Here is a 14546-nt window from a genome sequence, read left to right as displayed (position 1 = left end):
CGCGTGCCCCAGACCGCTTCCCCGGACCCGAAAGGCAGCACTCCATGCCCCCTTCCGAGACGGCAGCCCCCAGCCCCGCCGACCTCCTGGCGGCCATGCCCTTCGCGGCGCACGCGGGCATCGAACTCCACGAGGCCACCCCCGACCGGGCGGTGGGCAGCCTGTCCTGGACCCCGGATGCCTGCACCGCCGGCGGCATCCTGCACGGCGGCGCCCTGATGACACTGGCCGACTCCGTCGGTGCCGTCTGCGCCTACCTCAACCTCCCGCCGGGTGCCGCGACGTCCACGGTGGAGTCCAAGACCAACTTCATGCGCGGAGTGGCCTCCGGACGGGTCCAGGCCACCGCCCGCCCCCTGCACGTCGGCGGCACCCTCGTCGTCGTGCAGACCGACCTGCGGGACGACAAGGACCGGCTCGTGGGGCAGACCACCCAGACCCAGATCGTGCTCGCTGCGAAGGACCGCGCCACGAACTGACCCCGCTCGCGGGACGGCCGCGGGCGCTCGCGCGCTCCCTTCCAGCCGGGCAGCCACCGTACGGCACACGCACACGTACGACTCCCGAACCGGAACGGAAGCAGACATGGCCCTGCCACGGCACCCGCTGCGCATCGGAATCCTGCTCCCCACCAGGGAGCAGGCCATCTCCGAGAACGTCGCCGCCTCCCCGCTGCTGGACTTCGCCCGCCAAGCCGAATCCCTCGGCTTCGACTCGCTGTGGACGGGTGACTCCCTGACCGCCCGGCCGCGCCTGGACCCCCTCGTGGTCCTGGCCGCGGCCGGCGCGGTCACCACGCGGATCACCCTGGGCACCGCCGCGCTCACACCCGCCCTGCGCCACCCGGTGATCGGCGCCAACATGGTCGCCAGCCTCGACCACGTGTGCGGATCCCGTCTGATCCTCGGCCTCGGCTCGGGCTTCCCCGTACCGGAGACCGAGGAGGAGTTCCACACGGTGGGCGCGAGCTTCTCCGGCCGCGCGGGACGGCTGGACGAGATCACCGCCCTGTGGCGCACGGCGTGGCAGCGGCACGAGGGCGCCGGCCGGGCCGACTTCAACGGCCGGTACTGGCAGGCCGAGGGCCTCGACCGGCTGCCCCCGCCCCACCGACCCGGCGGACCGCCCCTGTGGCTCGCCGGCAGCGACACCCCCCGCGTGGTGGAACGGGTGGCCCGCCACTACGACGGCTGGATGCCCTTCGTCCCGTCCGCCGAGGCCTACGGCCGTGCCTGGGACGGCATCCAACGGGCACGCGACGCGGCCGGCCGCCCGGCGGACGCCGTCACCCCCGCCCTGTACGCCACCCTCACCGTCGACCCCGACCGGGCCCGGGCCCGCGCCCAGTTGGAGCACTACATCAGCCACTACTACGGACGCTCGCTCGACCAGATGTCCGCGATCCAGGCGTACTGCTGGGGGAGCGCCGAGGAGTGCGCCCAGTGGCTCGCCGGATACGTGCGCGCCGGTGCCCGGCACCTGATCATCCGCGTCGGCTCCCTCCAGCCCGAGACACAGCTCAAGGAGATCGCCGAGGCCGTCGTGCCGGCCGTGCGCGAACTGGGCTGACCACCACGGGACGGGGCCGGGGAAGGGAGTGAGGTGTGAGGTTCCCGCAGCGCGAGCGTGCCGTACCGGAGGAACCGCTGCCCGGTCCGGACGGGCGGTCGGCCACGCAGGCCCCGGCGAGGCCGGAGGCCGGGGGCAGTCGCGGTGCCCGCCTCCTCGTCCGGGTCGGAGGCCCGGGGCCGCCGGTGCCCGCGCCGCACGGCGGACGCGGTGCCGACCTGCTCACGGCCGTGCGGGTGCAGCCCGCCGGCGGGCACGCTCCGTCTCTCCCGCCGCGGCGACGACCATGCACCACTTTTCGGCCGCATCGCTCACCGAGACGGTCGCGGACGGTCCGGGCACGGAGTGTCCACTGTCGGCGGCCGTCGCCCGGCAGGGCCTGCGGCCGGTCGTCGGCCGTCCCCGGCAGGGCCTGCTGCCGTCCTCCGCGGCGCTCGACCGCGTCCTGCCGCGGTGCGCGCAGGCGTGGGGAGGCATGAGCTTCGTGGGTTCCGGTGGGAGCGCCCACCGGTACGCGGCCTGCCGCACCCCCGCCCCGGCCTGCCGGCCGCCCGCCCGGGCCGGCGGTGGCCGCTTCACGGACGGCCCGCCGCTGCGCATGCCTTGAGGTCGGGGCGGGTGGCCGACCCGAGCACCGCGTCGCCCCGGCCGCCGGCCGCGGTCACCCCTGACCCGGCCGCCCGGTCCGGCCGACACGCCGCGCGGACCGTAGGCCGCCCGCCCCCGTGTCCCGGCCCGTCACCCCGGCGGCCGACCGTACTCCCTGCCCCCTACCCCAGCCCCCTGGTCCCCCCATCGCCCGCGAGGTGTTCGCTCATGTCCAAGTCCCCCACGGTCGTACTCACCGGGGCATCCGGCGTCCTGGGCAGTGCCCTGCTGCCCGAACTGGCCGACTGCCATGTCATCGCCCTGACCCACGGCAGGCCCGTTCCCGCCGCGGACGAGCAGATGGCCTGCGATCTGACCGCGCCCGGCCTCGGGCTGGGCCGAGCCGCCCGCCGGCGGCTGGCCGCGGGGGTGGACGCGGTCGTGCACTGTGCGGCGGCCACCGGCTTCGCCACCGGGCCCGACCGCGCTTTCGCGCTGAACGTGGCGGGGACCCGCCGGGTGGCCCGGCTGGCGGCCGAGACCGGCGCCGCGCTCTACCACGTGTCCACGGCATTCGTCGCCCGCACCGGCCTCGCCCGGCTCCGCACCGGTCCGCCGCGAGCGAGGACCGCCCACCCGGCGGACTACCTGAACTCCAAGCGCGCGGCGGAGAACGAGGTGCGGGCTTCGGGGGCGGCCGCGACGATCGTGCGGCCTTCGGTCCTGATCGGTGACAGCGTCACCGGCGCCATCACCGCCTTCCAGGGCCTGCACGCCATGCTGCACGGCCTGCTGCGCGGTCTGGTGCCGATGCTGCCTCTGGCGCGAGGGTCACTCGTGGACTTCGTCCCGCAGGACGTGGCGGCGTCGGCGATCGCCGCACTGGTACGCGCCGGACGGTGCGGCGGCGAGATGTGGATCACGGCGGGAGAACGGGCCCTGACCGTCGAGGACGCCCTGCACGTCCTCACGGACACCGCCGAAGACCTCGGCATCCCCGTGGCGTTGCCCCGCCTGATCGACCCCGACGCCGTGGAGCGTCTGATCCGACCCGTCTTCCTCCGTCATCTCCGCCCCGGCGACCGCCGCCAGTTCGAGGCCATGCTCGCGCTGACCTGCCTGTTCTCCGGCGCTTCGGACTTCCCCACCAGCCTGGGCGCGACCCTGGGCGGTCCGACCGCGCCGACCGTCCCCGACCTGAGGGCCGCGCTGCGCACCTCGATCGTCCACCTGGCCCGTGCCAAGGGGCTGGCCCCGACCGCCGCCCGCCTCTCGGAAGGGGTGCGCTGACATGCCCGAGGTGATCGTGGACGCACACGTCCCGGGGGCCCGTGCCGGGGAGGTGTTCGACCGCCTGCGGGACTTCGCCGCCTACCCGCGGCACTGCTCCGCCGTACGGCAGGTCACCGTCACCGACCGCGGCGGCGGTGTCCTCGACTCCGACTGGTCCGTCGACTTCCGTGGCGGCGTGCTGCGCTGGTCCGAAAGGGACCATGTGGACCGGGCGGCGCTGGGCATCGATTTCGTCCAGACCAATGGCGACTTCGAGCGGTTCGAGGGCAGTTGGCGGGTGCGCGCCCACGACGGGGCCGTGACCGTGCGCTTCACCGCCGCCTTCGATCTCGGGATGCCCACCCTCGCCGCCGTCCTCGACCCGATCGCCCGGGAGGCGCTGGCCGAGTCCGTCGGGCTCATCCTGCGCGGACTTCTGGGAGATCGGATCACGGTCACCGTCCCGGACGGCCCCGAGGGCGAGGGCGTGCTCCCGGCGCCCCGCGTCTCCGCGTGAATCCCACCCTTTCCGTCGGCCCCAGCCGGACCACCCACCCCCGAAGGAGGATCCCGTGCCCAGGGACATCAACGACAAGGTCGTCGCCATCGCCGGCGCCAGCCGCGGCATCGGCCTCGCCACCGCCGAACTCTTCGCCCGCCAGGGAGCCCGGGTGGCCATCGGCGCCCGAGACCTGGACCACGCCGAGAAGGCCGCCGCCGGGATCGGCGCCCGGGCCCACCGGCTGGACGTCACCGATCCGGCCTCGGTCCAGGGCTTCTGGGACGCGGTGGAGGCCGAGTCCGGTGAGATCGACGTCCTCGTCAACAACGCGGGGGAGATGCTCGTGGGCCGCTTCGAGGACGAGAGCCCCGAGGACACCATGCACCAGCTGGGGGTCAACCTGCTCGGCACGATGAACGGCATGAAGACCGCCATCCCCCCGATGCGGGCCAGGGGGCGGGGGCACATCATCAACATGGTGTCGGCCGTCGGCATGGTCGGTCTGCCCGGCTGCGCCACGTACTCGGCCGCCAAGCACGCGGTGACCGGACTGTCCGAGGCGGTCCGCGGCGAACTGCGCGGCAGCGGCGTCGACCTGTCGGTCATCCTGCCCATCCCGGCCGGAACCGATCTGACGTCCGGCGTCGGCAAGGGCCGGTTCGTTCCCCTGCTGACGCCCCAGCAGATCGCCCAGGCCGTCGTACGCACCGCCCGGCGCCCGGTCTACAACCGGTACGTGCCCGGCTGGACCAACCCCGTCACACGGTCGCTGTTCCTGCTGCCGCAGCCCTGGCGCGACACCGTGGGCCGGCTGCTGAAGGCCGACCAACTGCTGCGGACCACCGACCAGTCGGCCCGGTCCCGCTACGAGACGAGGATCAGGTCGGCGCGAGCGGAGGTGGGCCGGTGACCACGGACATCTCCGCCCGCACAGCCCCCTCCGCCCGGGGCACCGTCCGGCGCGGTGACGCGCCGCCGGTGACCGGGCGGCGCCTGCTCGACGGCCTGCTCCACGTCCATCCCGCGGTCGCGGCGGCCGTGTACGGTCCCCTCGCGGCCGGCGCCGCCGTCGCCTCCGCCGGCCGGGCCGAGCCGTGGGCACTGGCCGGCTGGGCCGGGGCCGGCTATGTCGCCTGGACCCTGACCGAGTACTGGGGCCACCGGCTGATCCTGCACTTCGAACCGGAACGCGGCCTCGGAGCCCGGCTGCACTACGTCGTGCACGGCGTCCACCACGATTATCCGCAGGACGTACGCCGCTCCGTGCTCAGCCCGCTGCTGAGCGTCCCGATGACGGCGGCGGCCTTCGCCACGGGCCGTGCGCTGGACCTGCCGCCGATCTTCGCGGCGGGCTTCGTGACGGGCTATCTGCTGTACGACATGTGCCATCTGTACCTGCACCACGGACGGCCCAGGAACCGTCTGCTGCGCGGGTTGCGCTCGCGCCACATGCGCCATCACCACCGAGACGACAGCCGCGGCTTCGGGATCAGCGCGCCCTACTGGGACGCGCTGTTCGGAACCTCCGTTCGCCGCGGCCGGTGAAGGGGGTTCCCATGCTGCTCAACCGGGTCGAGAAGGCGCTCGTGAACAGCTGGGCCCGGCGGGCCCTGCTGCGCCGGTACGAGATCCCCGCACTGCTGCGGCTGGCCGGCGGGCCGCTGCCGGCCGGGGGACGGGCGGTGGAGGTCGGCTGCGGCACGGGATTCGCCACCGAGGAGATCCTGGACCGGTTCGGCGCGGCCCGGGTGGACGCCATGGACCTGGACCCCGACATGGTGGTCAGGGCCCGACGGCGGCTGGCGGCACGGGGCGAACGAGTGCGCCTGGCCGCGGGCGACGCGACCGACCTGCGGGCCGCTCTGGGGGCCGAGGACGGCACCTACGACGCCGCGTTCGACTTCGCCATCATCCACCACGTGCCCGACTGGCGGGCGGCGGTCGCCGAGATCGTGCGGGTGCTCGCCCCCGGCGGCGTCTTCGTCTTCGACGAGGTCACCTCCCACGCCCTGGCGCGCCCGAGTTACCGGCTGCTGTTCGACCATCCCCGGCACGACCGCTTCTCCGCCGGGCAGTTCCTGGAAGAACTGGAGCGCCAGGGCCTGGACATCCGTGGGGCGTACACCGTGGTCAGCGGCGACTACCTGCTGGGCGCGGCCCGCAAGCCGGACTCATCCCGGGCGCCTTGACAGCGGGGCCTCCGCCAGCGGCCCGAGTTCCGGGTCGTGCGCCAGGATGGCCTGTTCCACCCGGCGCAGCTTGGGTGAGGGCTCCACACCCAGCTCCTCGGACAGCCGACGGCGCATCCGCCGGTAGATGTCCAGGGCCTCGGCCTGCTGGCCCGAGCAGTAGAGAGCGATCATGAGCTGCTCGCAGAAGTGCTCGCTCATGGGGTGGGCGTAGTGCTGTTCGTAGAGTTCGGCGATCACCCCCGCGTGATGGCCGGCGGCGAGTTCGGCATCGAACATGAGCTCAAGGGCGCGGATGCGGTACGCCTCGTAGCGGGCCGCCGCCCTACGGCACAGAGGGATCTCCACGGAGCCGCCGAAGACCGGCCCGCGCCACATGGACAGGGCCGCCCGAAGGCGGCCCGCTAACTCGTGCGGGGGTATGTGCGAGGCGGCCTCTATCGTGTTGACGGCCTTGACGAACTCGACGGCGTCGAGTTCCCTCTCCGACAGGGCCAGTCGGTAACCGGTGGGGTGGGCGGTCAACCGGGGTGAGGGACGGTCGGGTTCGAGACTGCGCAGGCGGCGTCGCAGTCGGCTTACATGTGCGTGCAGGGCGTTCGCCTGGATGTCCTCGGCGGCGTCTCCCCACATACCGTGCATCAGCTCCTCACTCGGAATCGGCTCGCCCTCTCCGACCAGCAGCGTCTGCAACAGCGAGCGTTGCAGGCATCCGGGCACCTCGATCCTTCCGTCGGGCGTGTCGATCTCCAGAGCCCCGAGAATGGAAAATTTCAGCACGGTTCTCTTTCCTTTCGAAAAGGTGGGGAAACGATTCGCGTCGTCTCGGTCGCGGCGCAAAGTTCAGCTGTCAGAGGGCTTCACCGACAGGGCTTCCGGGCATGGTGCGGCGCCTCGTGATTGTGTTCGGTGAAATCGGGTGATCGCGTTCTTCGCCGCGATCTTCTGGATGTACGGGTAGAGCGCTTTCATCCGTACCACGGGTGACTGGCTGCGCGTCAACCAAATTGTTAAGGGAATGAATAGAGGCCATATGCGTTCATGGGCATCGTGAACCGGAGGCCCGCCGAAGGCCCCGTGAGCCCCTCCGTCCGGACCCCCGCCGGTCATATGACGGCGATCGGCCGACTGCTGAACGCGCTCTGCGCATCGTCCCTGCACGGACCCGTGCTCCGGTGCCCGCGATGGGATCACCCCCCGTCACACCGTCGAAGCGGCAGTCAACCCGGCTTCTGCGGCGACCTTGTCGTTCACTTCTCACAAACCCTGCCCATGCTCAATCGCCTCACACACTGTGCCCGCTCGCCCGGGTCGTCGAGGCACCCCCTTTAAGACAAATTAACCAGCGGCTCGGTGGGCGTTCATTGGTCTTGACATCCAACCGCCCCGCAATGATCGTCCGGCGTTCCGGCATACGGCTCCAGCTGCGAGGAGTGCTGAAATCAGGCCAGTGTCAGCTCAATGTCAGGGCACCTGGCCAAAATGGACGAGCAGTGGGAGGTGTGCCGTGTCAACGGCTGAAGACCGCCACCTCTCCGGTCACTGACAGGTGTTCGCCGATTCACCTGCATCAAAGGGGGGATTCACGAATGACGGCCAAGATCGGCAGAGCCAGAGCCCGGGGCGGGCGTCGCGCCCGCACACCGGGCAGCGGAGTACGAGCGGTGGCGGTGACGGCCCTGCTCGCCGGCAGCGCACTGATGGTCCCCGGGACCTCCGAGGCCGCCGACTCCTGCGTGAGCAGGCCGACCGCGGAGCACGTCGACTGGACGCCCATGAACTTCGTCGGCGACGTCGTCTGCCCGCACACCCTCGGCAACGTACGGCTGCAGTCCACCACCCAGAGCTCGGTCAACGGCCAGATCCGCTTCTCGCCGAGCTGGTTCGTGTGCTGGAAGCGGGGCGGGGAGTACCAGGGCAGCACCATCTGGTACTACACGCAGGGCGACACGGTCTCCGCCAGCCGGATCTCCAAGGGCTGGGGCTACCTTCCCGCGGCAGAGCTGCGCGTTCCCGTCCATCCGGTGCCCGGCCTTCGCCAGTGCACCTGGTCCTGAGCCAGGAGGTCGCGTTGAGAGCCGAACGTACCCCGGCGAGGGCCCGCAGGACGCTCACGGCCGTCCTGCTCTGCCTGGGCATCGCTGCCACGCCCACCGCGGTCGCGAACGCCGGGGCCCCGGACACCGCGCGGGCCGCCTGCTCGCTGCGCCAGCAGCGGCCCCACGCGGACGCCATCGGAAACGTCTTCTCCTTCGACCTGTACTGCGACAACCTCGCCTCGGACGTCTACGGCAGGGCGGCCTTCGACGCACCGATCACCGGGCGCCTGATGATGTCGCCGAGCTGGTTCGTCTGCTGGACCGAGGGTTCCGCCCCCGCGGGGGAGAGCCGGGTCTGGTACTACACGCAGGCCGACCGCGTACTGACCCAGCGGCGCATCAAGGGCTGGGGCGTGGTGCCCGCGCGGATCGTGCAGGCCCCCGCCCACCCGTACCCGGGACTGCCCCGCTGCTCGTGGTTCTGATCCACCCCGCTCCGCCCGCGCGGCGGCCTCCCCGGCTCCGGGCGACGTCCCGGCGGAACCTGCCCGGCGGATCCCTGCCGCGGTCCGTCTCGACTCAGGAGATCCCATGCCCGTCAAGCGAAAGAGATACCTCGGGGCCACCCTGGCCTCGGTGCTCGGCTGCGCCCTGCTGTCCGCCCCCGTGATGGCCCTGAACTCCGGCGCGACAGGGGCCGGCCGACAGGAACCCGCGGCCCACTCCGCCCCGCGCGTGATGAACGCCGTCAACGGCGAATGGCGCCTGTGCCCCTACTCCGGCACCCACCCGGAGCTGGGCCAGGGCCATGCGAACGACGCCGTGGGGCACCTCCAGTGCGTGCTGAACCAGGTGTACGGCTACACGAGCGTCAGCATCGACAAGATCTTCGGCCCCGCGACACGAGCCGCGGTCGTCGACTTCCAGCAGTCCGTCGGCCTGACGGCCGACGGCTTCGTCGGCCCGCGCACCTGGGCCGCCCTGCACCCCTGACCCGACCGACGCCTCACGCAGGTCACCCGCCATCTCCGGCCCCATGGGCCGGCCGACACATCGAGGACGGTCATGAAGACAGCACGGGCCCGGGCCCTGAGCGTGCTCGGCGCGGTCGTGGCACTGGTGGCCACCACCGCGTCCGGCCCCGCCTGGGCGGGCGGCGTCCCCTCCGGCGCCGCGGCGGCGTGCGAGACACGCGAAGGGGTCCAGCACGTCGACTGGACCGGCATGTGGTTCGACCACGACGTGGTGTGCGACAACGCGCCGGGGGACGTACGCCTGCAGTCCTTCTCGGCCAGCCCGGTGGTCGGGCGGATGCACACCACCCGGAGCTGGTTCGTCTGCTGGAAGCTCGGCGACCTCCACGCCGGCGGCAACAGCATCTGGTACTACACGCAGGGCGACGAGGTCGTGAGCCGGCCCTCCGCCCAGGCATGGGGCTACCTGCCGGCCTCCATGGTGTACTCCGGCAGCCATCCCGCACCCGGCCTGACCAGGTGTCCCTGGGGATGACGACAGAACAGCAACGCCGACGAGGGGGAGAGATGACGAGGTACGAGCCCGTCGAGGGACCGAAACGGCGCCGGACAGGGCGCTGGGCGGCGGTGGCCGCGACCGCCGCCACCGCCGTGCTGGCCGCGACCGCGGCCACGCCGCCGGCGGCGGCCGACACCGAGCGGGACCGGGCGCAACGCATCTGCCAGGTCCGCACGGGGGTGTCCCACACCGATCACACCGGCAAGACCTTCACCACGGACCTGTACTGCGAGAACGCCGCCGCCGACGTCTACGCCAGTCCGGAGAACTACGGCACCGTCATCGCCAAGCTCGTCACCACGCTGAGCTGGTTCGTGTGCTGGGAGACCGGTGAGATGCACGCCGGCGGCAACCGCATCTGGTACTACACGCAGGGCGACCGCATCCTCAACTGGCCGCTGCGCAAGGGCTGGGGCTACGTGCCCGCGTTCTACCTGTGGACGGAACAGGACCCGTTCCCGGGCCTGCCGCCGTGCCTGCCCTCGATGAAGGAGAAGTCCGGCACGACGGAGCGGTCATGACGCGGCCCGCAGCGGGTCGCAGGGCCCGTAGCGCGGCGGGGGCCTTCCTGCTCGCGGCCGCAGCGGTGCTGTCCACGGACTCCGTCGCGGCCGGCGCCTCCGTCGAGCGGACCTGCCACATCCGTGAGGGCGTACGCCACCAGGACACACTGGGGAACGCCTTCACCAAGGACCTCTACTGCGAGAACAGCCCGGGCAAGGTGTACGGGCGCGCCGCGTTCGAGGCTCCGGTGACCGGTCTGCTCAACAGCACGACCAGTTGGTTCGTCTGCTGGACCATGGGCGAACCGCATCCGGGCGGCAACAACGTCTGGTACTACACCCAGGGGGACGAGACGTTGCAGGTCCCGTCCGTCGAGGCGTGGGGCACCATTCCCGCGAACCACCTGTGGACGCCCCAGGACCCCTTCCCGGGGCTGCCACGCTGCCCCTGGTGGTAGGCCGCGGGGTCTCTCACGCTCGACGACTACTATGTTCTCTTCATGTCAGGGGTTCTCTTCGGACGGAGGCCGGATGCACCGGGTGCACGGCCTCCGAGGGATCACATGGGGCCGTCGTGAAACACAGGGCACGTGAACCGTGGGGCCTCGAAGCATGCTGAGAGAGGTCACCGCCACCCGCTACGTCGCTCCCCTCCACTCCGGCGGCTCCGTCCCCGGGGTGGTGGAGGCCGATGACCTGGGTACGTACGTCGTGAAGTTCACGGGCTCCGCGCAGGGCCGCAAGGCGCTGGTCGCCGAGGTGATCGTCGGTGAGCTGGCCCGCGCGCTCGGTCTGCGCTTCCCCGAGCTGGTCCTGGTCCACTTCGACCCGGCGATCGCCGACAGCGAGCCCCATCAGGAGGTACGCGACCTGCACGGCGCGAGCGCCGGCGTCAACCTCGGCATGGACTATCTGCCGGGCGCGCACGACTTCACCCCGGAGGTCGCCCGCACCTTCCGCGTCGACCCGCTGGAGGCGGGCCGGGTCGTCTGGCTGGACGCGCTGACCGCGAACGTCGACCGTACGGTGCACAGCTCGAACCTGATGGTCTGGCCGACGTTCGGCACCGCACCGGCGCGGCTGTGGCTGATCGACCACGGAGCCGCCCTGGTCTTCCACCACCGCTGGGACGGCTCCGACCCCGAGAAGGCGTACGACTTCCGCCACCACGCCCTCGGCCACTACGCCCCGGACGTGCGGGCGGCCGACGCGGAGCTGGCGCCCCGGGTGACCGAGGAGCTGCTGCGGGAGATCGTGGCGGAGGTGCCGGACGCGTGGCTGACCGACTTCGCCTCGCCCGGCGAGGCCCGCGAGGCCTATGTGGCGTACCTCAACGCGCGCGTGCGCGCCTCGCGGCAGTGGATCCCCACGGGCTTCCCCACCCGGGAGGAACTCGCCGCCGAGGAGTCCCGGCGCGCGGCGAGGAGCCGTCAAGGACGTCCCGCGTGGCTCAAGCAGGTCCCCGACCTGCACGGCAAGCCCGCGGCCCAACAGGATTGGTCGGTGCACCTCGGATGAGTGGCCGTGTCGAGATCGAGTACTGCACCCAGTGCCGCTGGCTGCCGCGTGCGGCCTGGCTGGCTCAGGAACTGCTCACGACGTTCGAGGCCGAGCTGACGGAACTGGCGCTCAAGCCCGGCACGGGCGGTGTCTTCGTCGTCCGGGTCGACGCAGAGACCGTCTGGGACCGCCGTGAGCAGGGATTTCCCGAGCCCACGGCGGTCAAGCAGGCCGTACGCGACCGAGTGGCCCCGGGGAAGTCCCTGGGCCACTCGGAGAAACCGGCCCCCTGAGGGTTCAGCGAGGGTCGGCGCGGGGTCCGTGAGGGTTCAGCCCTTCAGCTGCTCGTACGCCGGAAGCGTCAGGAAGTCCGCGTAGTCCTCGTCGAGGGAGACCTCCAGGAGCAGGTCGTGGGCCTGCTGCCAGTGGCCGGCCGCGAAGGCCTCCTCGCCGATCTCCGCCCGGATGTTCGCCAGTTCCTCGGCGGCGACCTTGCGGGCGAGTTCCGGGGTGGCCTTCTCGCCGTTCTCGAACTCGACGCCCGCGTTGATCCACTGCCAGATCTGGGAGCGGGAGATCTCGGCGGTGGCCGCGTCCTCCATCAGGTTGAAGATGGCGACCGCGCCGAGACCGCGCAGCCAGGCCTCGATGTAGCGGATGCCGACCTGGACGGCGTTGACCAGACCCGGATACGTCGGCTTGGCGTCCAGGGAGTCGACCGCGATGAGGTCCTCCGCCTTGACGGAGACGTCCTCGCGCAGGCGGTCCTTCTGGTTCGGCCGGTCGCCGAGCACCTTGTCGAAGGACTCCATGGCGATCGGGACCAGGTCGGGGTGGGCGACCCAGGAACCGTCGAAACCGTCGTTCGCCTCACGGTCCTTGTCGGCCTTGACCTTCTCGAACGCGACCTTGTTGACCTCCTCGTCGCGCCGCGACGGGATGAACGCCGCCATGCCGCCGATCGCGTGCGCGCCGCGCTTGTGGCAGGTGCGCACGAGCAGCTCGGTGTACGCCCGCATGAACGGGGCGGTCATCGTCACCGCGTTGCGGTCCGGGAGGACGAACCTGGCGCCGCCGTCACGGAAGTTCTTGACGATGGAGAACAGGTAGTCCCAGCGGCCGGCGTTCAACCCGGAGGCGTGGTCGCGCAGTTCGTAGAGGATCTCCTCCATCTCGTACGCGGCCGTGATCGTCTCGATCAGGACGGTCGCGCGGACGGTGCCCTGCGCAATGCCGACGTAGTCCTGCGCGAAGACGAAGACCTCGTTCCAGAGGCGGGCCTCCAGGTGCGACTCCGTCTTCGGCAGGTAGAAGTACGGGCCCTTGCCGAGGTCGAGCAGGCGCTGGGCGTTGTGGAAGAAGTACAGGCCGAAGTCGACCAGGGCGCCGGGGACCGGCTGACCGTCGACTTGGAGGTGACGCTCGTTCAGATGCCAGCCGCGCGGGCGCATGACGACGGTCGCGAGCTCGTCGTTCGGGCGCAGGGCGTACGACTTGCCGGACCGCGGGTCGGTGAAGTCGATGTTCCGGGTGTACGCGTCGATCAGGTTGAGCTGGCCGAGGATCACGTTCTCCCAGGTCGGCGCGGAGGCGTCCTCGAAGTCGGCGAGCCAGATCCGCGCGCCCGAGTTGAGGGCGTTGATGGTCATCTTGCGGTCGGTGGGACCGGTGATCTCCACCCGGCGGTCCTGCAGCGCGGGCGGGCACGGGGCCACCCGCCAGGAGTCGTCCGCGCGGATCGCGGCGGTCTCCGGGAGGAAGTCGAGGGTGGAGGTGCGGGCGATCTCGGCGCGGCGCTCCGCACGGCGGGCGAGGAGTTCGTCACGCCGGGGCGTGAACCGGCGGTGCAGCTCGGCCACGAAGGCGAGGGCCGCCTCCGTGAGGACCTCCTCCTGCCGGGGCAGGGGCTCGGCGTCGACGATGGCCAGCGGGGACGGCGCTGGTGCGGACATGAGCTGTCACTTCCTTCAGCGAGCTACGTGGACGAGCTGTCGAGCTCTGGCACCGGGTGCCAGTCTTCCCGGATACGGCGGACAACGCCCGCGGAGCAGTCGGGCGCTTCTGAACAGTGGATACTAGTTTCCTCATGGTGGAAGTTCAATGGTTTGTTGATGTCGAGATTCTCTGAGTCGAGGCAAGGTGGCTCTCGGTGCCACCGCCTTCACTCAAGGTGGGCGAGATCGGCCTCGGTGTCGATGTCGTAGGGACGGGCCACGTCCCCGCACTCGACGAGCCCGATCGCGTCCTCGTGCTCCTTCAGATAGGCGCGTGCACCCCGGTCGCCGGTGGCAGTCGCCACGATGCCCGCCCAATGGGCGGCACCGAGGAGGACGGGATGTCCGCGTACGCCGTCGTAGGCGGCCGAGGCGAGCGACGACTCGTCCTCGTAGGCGGCGCGTACCCGGGCCACCGCCTGCGCTCCGATGCCCGGCTGGTCGACGAGCGAGACGAGTGCCGCTCTCGCCCCCGTCCCGGCCAGTGAGTCGAGCCCCACGCGCAAGGAGGAGCCCATTCCGTCCGCCCAGTCGGGGTTCTCCACCAGTACGCAGCCACCCAGTTCCGCCCGTGCCCGTACGGCGGCGGCCCGCGCCCCCAGCACCACGTGCACACGGGCGCAGCCGGCCGCGCGCAGCACCTCCACGGCATGCTCGACGAGCGGCCGGCCACGGTGCGGCAGGAGTGCCTTGGGGCGTCCGCCGAGCCGCCTGCCGCCCCCCGCCGCGAGGACCAGACCGGCGACCGGGAACGCTTCTGTCTCAGTCATATGTCCTGCTTACCTGACACCTGCGCGAGAGCCCGGTTTCTCAGGGCTGAATTTCCGTCCGCATGGTGGCGCGCCCCGCATCGGGTG

Annotated in this window: 19 protein-coding genes; 16 read left to right on the top strand and 3 right to left on the bottom strand. The window is 71.6% G+C overall.

Annotated elements, in window-relative coordinates; translation table 11 throughout:
• Window positions 1–44 precede the first annotated feature (44 nt).
• From ACFYNL_RS29605 to ACFYNL_RS29570, 8 genes are all read left to right on the top strand, one after another.
• Window positions 45–479: a PaaI family thioesterase gene (locus ACFYNL_RS29605; RefSeq protein WP_388808392.1), complete on the top strand. Its 435-nt coding sequence runs from the start codon at window positions 45–47 to the stop codon at window positions 477–479.
• A gap of 106 nt (window positions 480–585) precedes the next feature.
• A complete protein-coding gene (locus ACFYNL_RS29600; protein WP_388808390.1) occupies window positions 586–1569 on the top strand; it encodes an LLM class flavin-dependent oxidoreductase in 984 nt (327 codons plus the stop codon).
• A gap of 286 nt (window positions 1570–1855) precedes the next feature.
• Complete coding sequence (locus tag ACFYNL_RS29595) at window positions 1856–2176, top strand: hypothetical protein (protein WP_388808387.1); 321 nt, start codon at window positions 1856–1858, stop codon at window positions 2174–2176.
• Between the two features lie 209 nt (window positions 2177–2385).
• A complete protein-coding gene (locus ACFYNL_RS29590; RefSeq protein ID WP_388808385.1) occupies window positions 2386–3447 on the top strand; it encodes an SDR family oxidoreductase in 1062 nt (353 codons plus the stop codon).
• Window position 3448: 1 nt separating this feature from the next.
• A complete protein-coding gene (locus ACFYNL_RS29585; protein ID WP_388808382.1) occupies window positions 3449–3946 on the top strand; it encodes a type II toxin-antitoxin system RatA family toxin in 498 nt (165 codons plus the stop codon).
• Window positions 3947–4001: 55 nt separating this feature from the next.
• Complete coding sequence (locus tag ACFYNL_RS29580; RefSeq protein WP_388808380.1) at window positions 4002–4841, top strand: SDR family oxidoreductase; 840 nt, start codon at window positions 4002–4004, stop codon at window positions 4839–4841.
• Window positions 4838–5476, top strand: coding sequence for a sterol desaturase family protein (locus tag ACFYNL_RS29575; protein ID WP_388808377.1), 639 nt, complete (start codon window positions 4838–4840; stop codon window positions 5474–5476). The genes ACFYNL_RS29580 and ACFYNL_RS29575 overlap by 4 nt, the downstream gene beginning before the upstream one ends.
• A gap of 11 nt (window positions 5477–5487) precedes the next feature.
• Window positions 5488–6120 (top strand): class I SAM-dependent methyltransferase, encoded by a 633-nt coding sequence (locus ACFYNL_RS29570; protein WP_388808375.1) that lies wholly within the window; start codon window positions 5488–5490, stop codon window positions 6118–6120.
• Here the strand turns inward: ACFYNL_RS29570 and ACFYNL_RS29565 are convergent.
• Window positions 6103–6900, bottom strand: a complete 798-nt coding sequence (locus ACFYNL_RS29565; protein ID WP_388808372.1) for a BTAD domain-containing putative transcriptional regulator — start codon at window positions 6898–6900, stop codon at window positions 6103–6105. The two genes, ACFYNL_RS29570 and ACFYNL_RS29565, sit on opposite strands and share 18 nt — an antisense overlap.
• 809 nt (window positions 6901–7709) lie before the next feature.
• Between ACFYNL_RS29565 and ACFYNL_RS29560 the strand changes: the two genes are divergently transcribed.
• The 8 genes from ACFYNL_RS29560 to ACFYNL_RS29525 all read left to right on the top strand — a co-directional run bounded on the left by ACFYNL_RS29560 (window position 7710) and on the right by ACFYNL_RS29525 (window position 11988).
• Window positions 7710–8177 carry a hypothetical protein gene (locus ACFYNL_RS29560; RefSeq protein WP_388808370.1) on the top strand — a complete coding sequence of 156 codons (468 nt, stop codon included), beginning with the start codon at window positions 7710–7712 and terminating at the stop codon, window positions 8175–8177.
• 14 nt (window positions 8178–8191) lie between these two features.
• A complete protein-coding gene (locus tag ACFYNL_RS29555; protein ID WP_388808368.1) occupies window positions 8192–8644 on the top strand; it encodes a hypothetical protein in 453 nt (150 codons plus the stop codon).
• A 106-nt stretch (window positions 8645–8750) separates the two neighbouring features.
• Window positions 8751–9152, top strand: a complete 402-nt coding sequence (locus tag ACFYNL_RS29550) for a peptidoglycan-binding protein (protein ID WP_388808366.1) — start codon at window positions 8751–8753, stop codon at window positions 9150–9152.
• A 72-nt stretch (window positions 9153–9224) separates the two neighbouring features.
• The gene (locus ACFYNL_RS29545) at window positions 9225–9668 is read left to right on the top strand and encodes a hypothetical protein (protein WP_388808363.1); all 444 of its coding nucleotides are present in this window, start codon (window positions 9225–9227) and stop codon (window positions 9666–9668) included.
• A 32-nt stretch (window positions 9669–9700) separates the two neighbouring features.
• On the top strand, window positions 9701–10213 hold the full coding sequence (locus ACFYNL_RS29540; RefSeq protein WP_388808361.1) for a hypothetical protein: 513 nt from the start codon (window positions 9701–9703) through the stop codon (window positions 10211–10213).
• Complete coding sequence (locus tag ACFYNL_RS29535; protein WP_388808359.1) at window positions 10210–10653, top strand: hypothetical protein; 444 nt, start codon at window positions 10210–10212, stop codon at window positions 10651–10653. The genes ACFYNL_RS29540 and ACFYNL_RS29535 overlap by 4 nt, the downstream gene beginning before the upstream one ends.
• 154 nt (window positions 10654–10807) lie before the next feature.
• Window positions 10808–11713, top strand: a complete 906-nt coding sequence (locus ACFYNL_RS29530) for a HipA family kinase (RefSeq protein ID WP_388808356.1) — start codon at window positions 10808–10810, stop codon at window positions 11711–11713.
• Window positions 11710–11988, top strand: a complete 279-nt coding sequence (locus ACFYNL_RS29525; protein WP_388808353.1) for a SelT/SelW/SelH family protein — start codon at window positions 11710–11712, stop codon at window positions 11986–11988. The genes ACFYNL_RS29530 and ACFYNL_RS29525 overlap by 4 nt, the downstream gene beginning before the upstream one ends.
• Before the next feature lie 36 nt (window positions 11989–12024).
• Here ACFYNL_RS29525 and aceB read toward each other — a convergent pair whose 3' ends face one another.
• Window positions 12025–13647: a malate synthase A gene (gene aceB / locus ACFYNL_RS29520; RefSeq protein WP_388808350.1), complete on the bottom strand. Its 1623-nt coding sequence runs from the start codon at window positions 13645–13647 to the stop codon at window positions 12025–12027.
• A 209-nt stretch (window positions 13648–13856) separates the two neighbouring features.
• Window positions 13857–14459, bottom strand: coding sequence for an NTP transferase domain-containing protein (locus ACFYNL_RS29515; RefSeq protein ID WP_388808348.1), 603 nt, complete (start codon window positions 14457–14459; stop codon window positions 13857–13859).
• Window positions 14460–14546: the final 87 nt, after the last annotated feature.

Source organism: Streptomyces sp. NPDC007808, assembly GCF_042868655.1.
In the GTDB taxonomy this organism is placed as follows: Bacteria; Actinomycetota; Actinomycetes; order Streptomycetales; family Streptomycetaceae; genus Streptomyces.
The sequence above is the reverse complement of the archived record's forward strand: the minus strand, read 5'-3'. Positions and strand labels throughout refer to the sequence as shown.

Bases quoted from the DNA above. Each gene is read 5' to 3' on its own strand.
- ACFYNL_RS29605 (WP_388808392.1), top strand. From the start codon at position 45: ATGCCCCCTTCCGAGACGGCAGCCCCCAGCCCCGCCGACCTCCTGGCG.
- ACFYNL_RS29600 (WP_388808390.1), top strand. From the start codon at position 586: ATGGCCCTGCCACGGCACCCGCTGCGCATCGGAATCCTGCTCCCCACC.
- ACFYNL_RS29595 (WP_388808387.1), top strand. From the start codon at position 1,856: ATGCACCACTTTTCGGCCGCATCGCTCACCGAGACGGTCGCGGACGGT.
- ACFYNL_RS29590 (WP_388808385.1), top strand. From the start codon at position 2,386: ATGTCCAAGTCCCCCACGGTCGTACTCACCGGGGCATCCGGCGTCCTG.
- ACFYNL_RS29585 (WP_388808382.1), top strand. From the start codon at position 3,449: ATGCCCGAGGTGATCGTGGACGCACACGTCCCGGGGGCCCGTGCCGGG.
- ACFYNL_RS29570 (WP_388808375.1), top strand. From the start codon at position 5,488: ATGCTGCTCAACCGGGTCGAGAAGGCGCTCGTGAACAGCTGGGCCCGG.
- ACFYNL_RS29560 (WP_388808370.1), top strand. From the start codon at position 7,710: ATGACGGCCAAGATCGGCAGAGCCAGAGCCCGGGGCGGGCGTCGCGCC.
- ACFYNL_RS29550 (WP_388808366.1), top strand. From the start codon at position 8,751: ATGCCCGTCAAGCGAAAGAGATACCTCGGGGCCACCCTGGCCTCGGTG.
- ACFYNL_RS29545 (WP_388808363.1), top strand. From the start codon at position 9,225: ATGAAGACAGCACGGGCCCGGGCCCTGAGCGTGCTCGGCGCGGTCGTG.
- ACFYNL_RS29540 (WP_388808361.1), top strand. From the start codon at position 9,701: ATGACGAGGTACGAGCCCGTCGAGGGACCGAAACGGCGCCGGACAGGG.
- ACFYNL_RS29535 (WP_388808359.1), top strand. From the start codon at position 10,210: ATGACGCGGCCCGCAGCGGGTCGCAGGGCCCGTAGCGCGGCGGGGGCC.
- ACFYNL_RS29530 (WP_388808356.1), top strand. From the start codon at position 10,808: ATGCTGAGAGAGGTCACCGCCACCCGCTACGTCGCTCCCCTCCACTCC.
- ACFYNL_RS29525 (WP_388808353.1), top strand. From the start codon at position 11,710: ATGAGTGGCCGTGTCGAGATCGAGTACTGCACCCAGTGCCGCTGGCTG.
- aceB (WP_388808350.1), bottom strand. From the start codon at position 13,647: ATGTCCGCACCAGCGCCGTCCCCGCTGGCCATCGTCGACGCCGAGCCC.
- ACFYNL_RS29515 (WP_388808348.1), bottom strand. From the start codon at position 14,459: ATGACTGAGACAGAAGCGTTCCCGGTCGCCGGTCTGGTCCTCGCGGCG.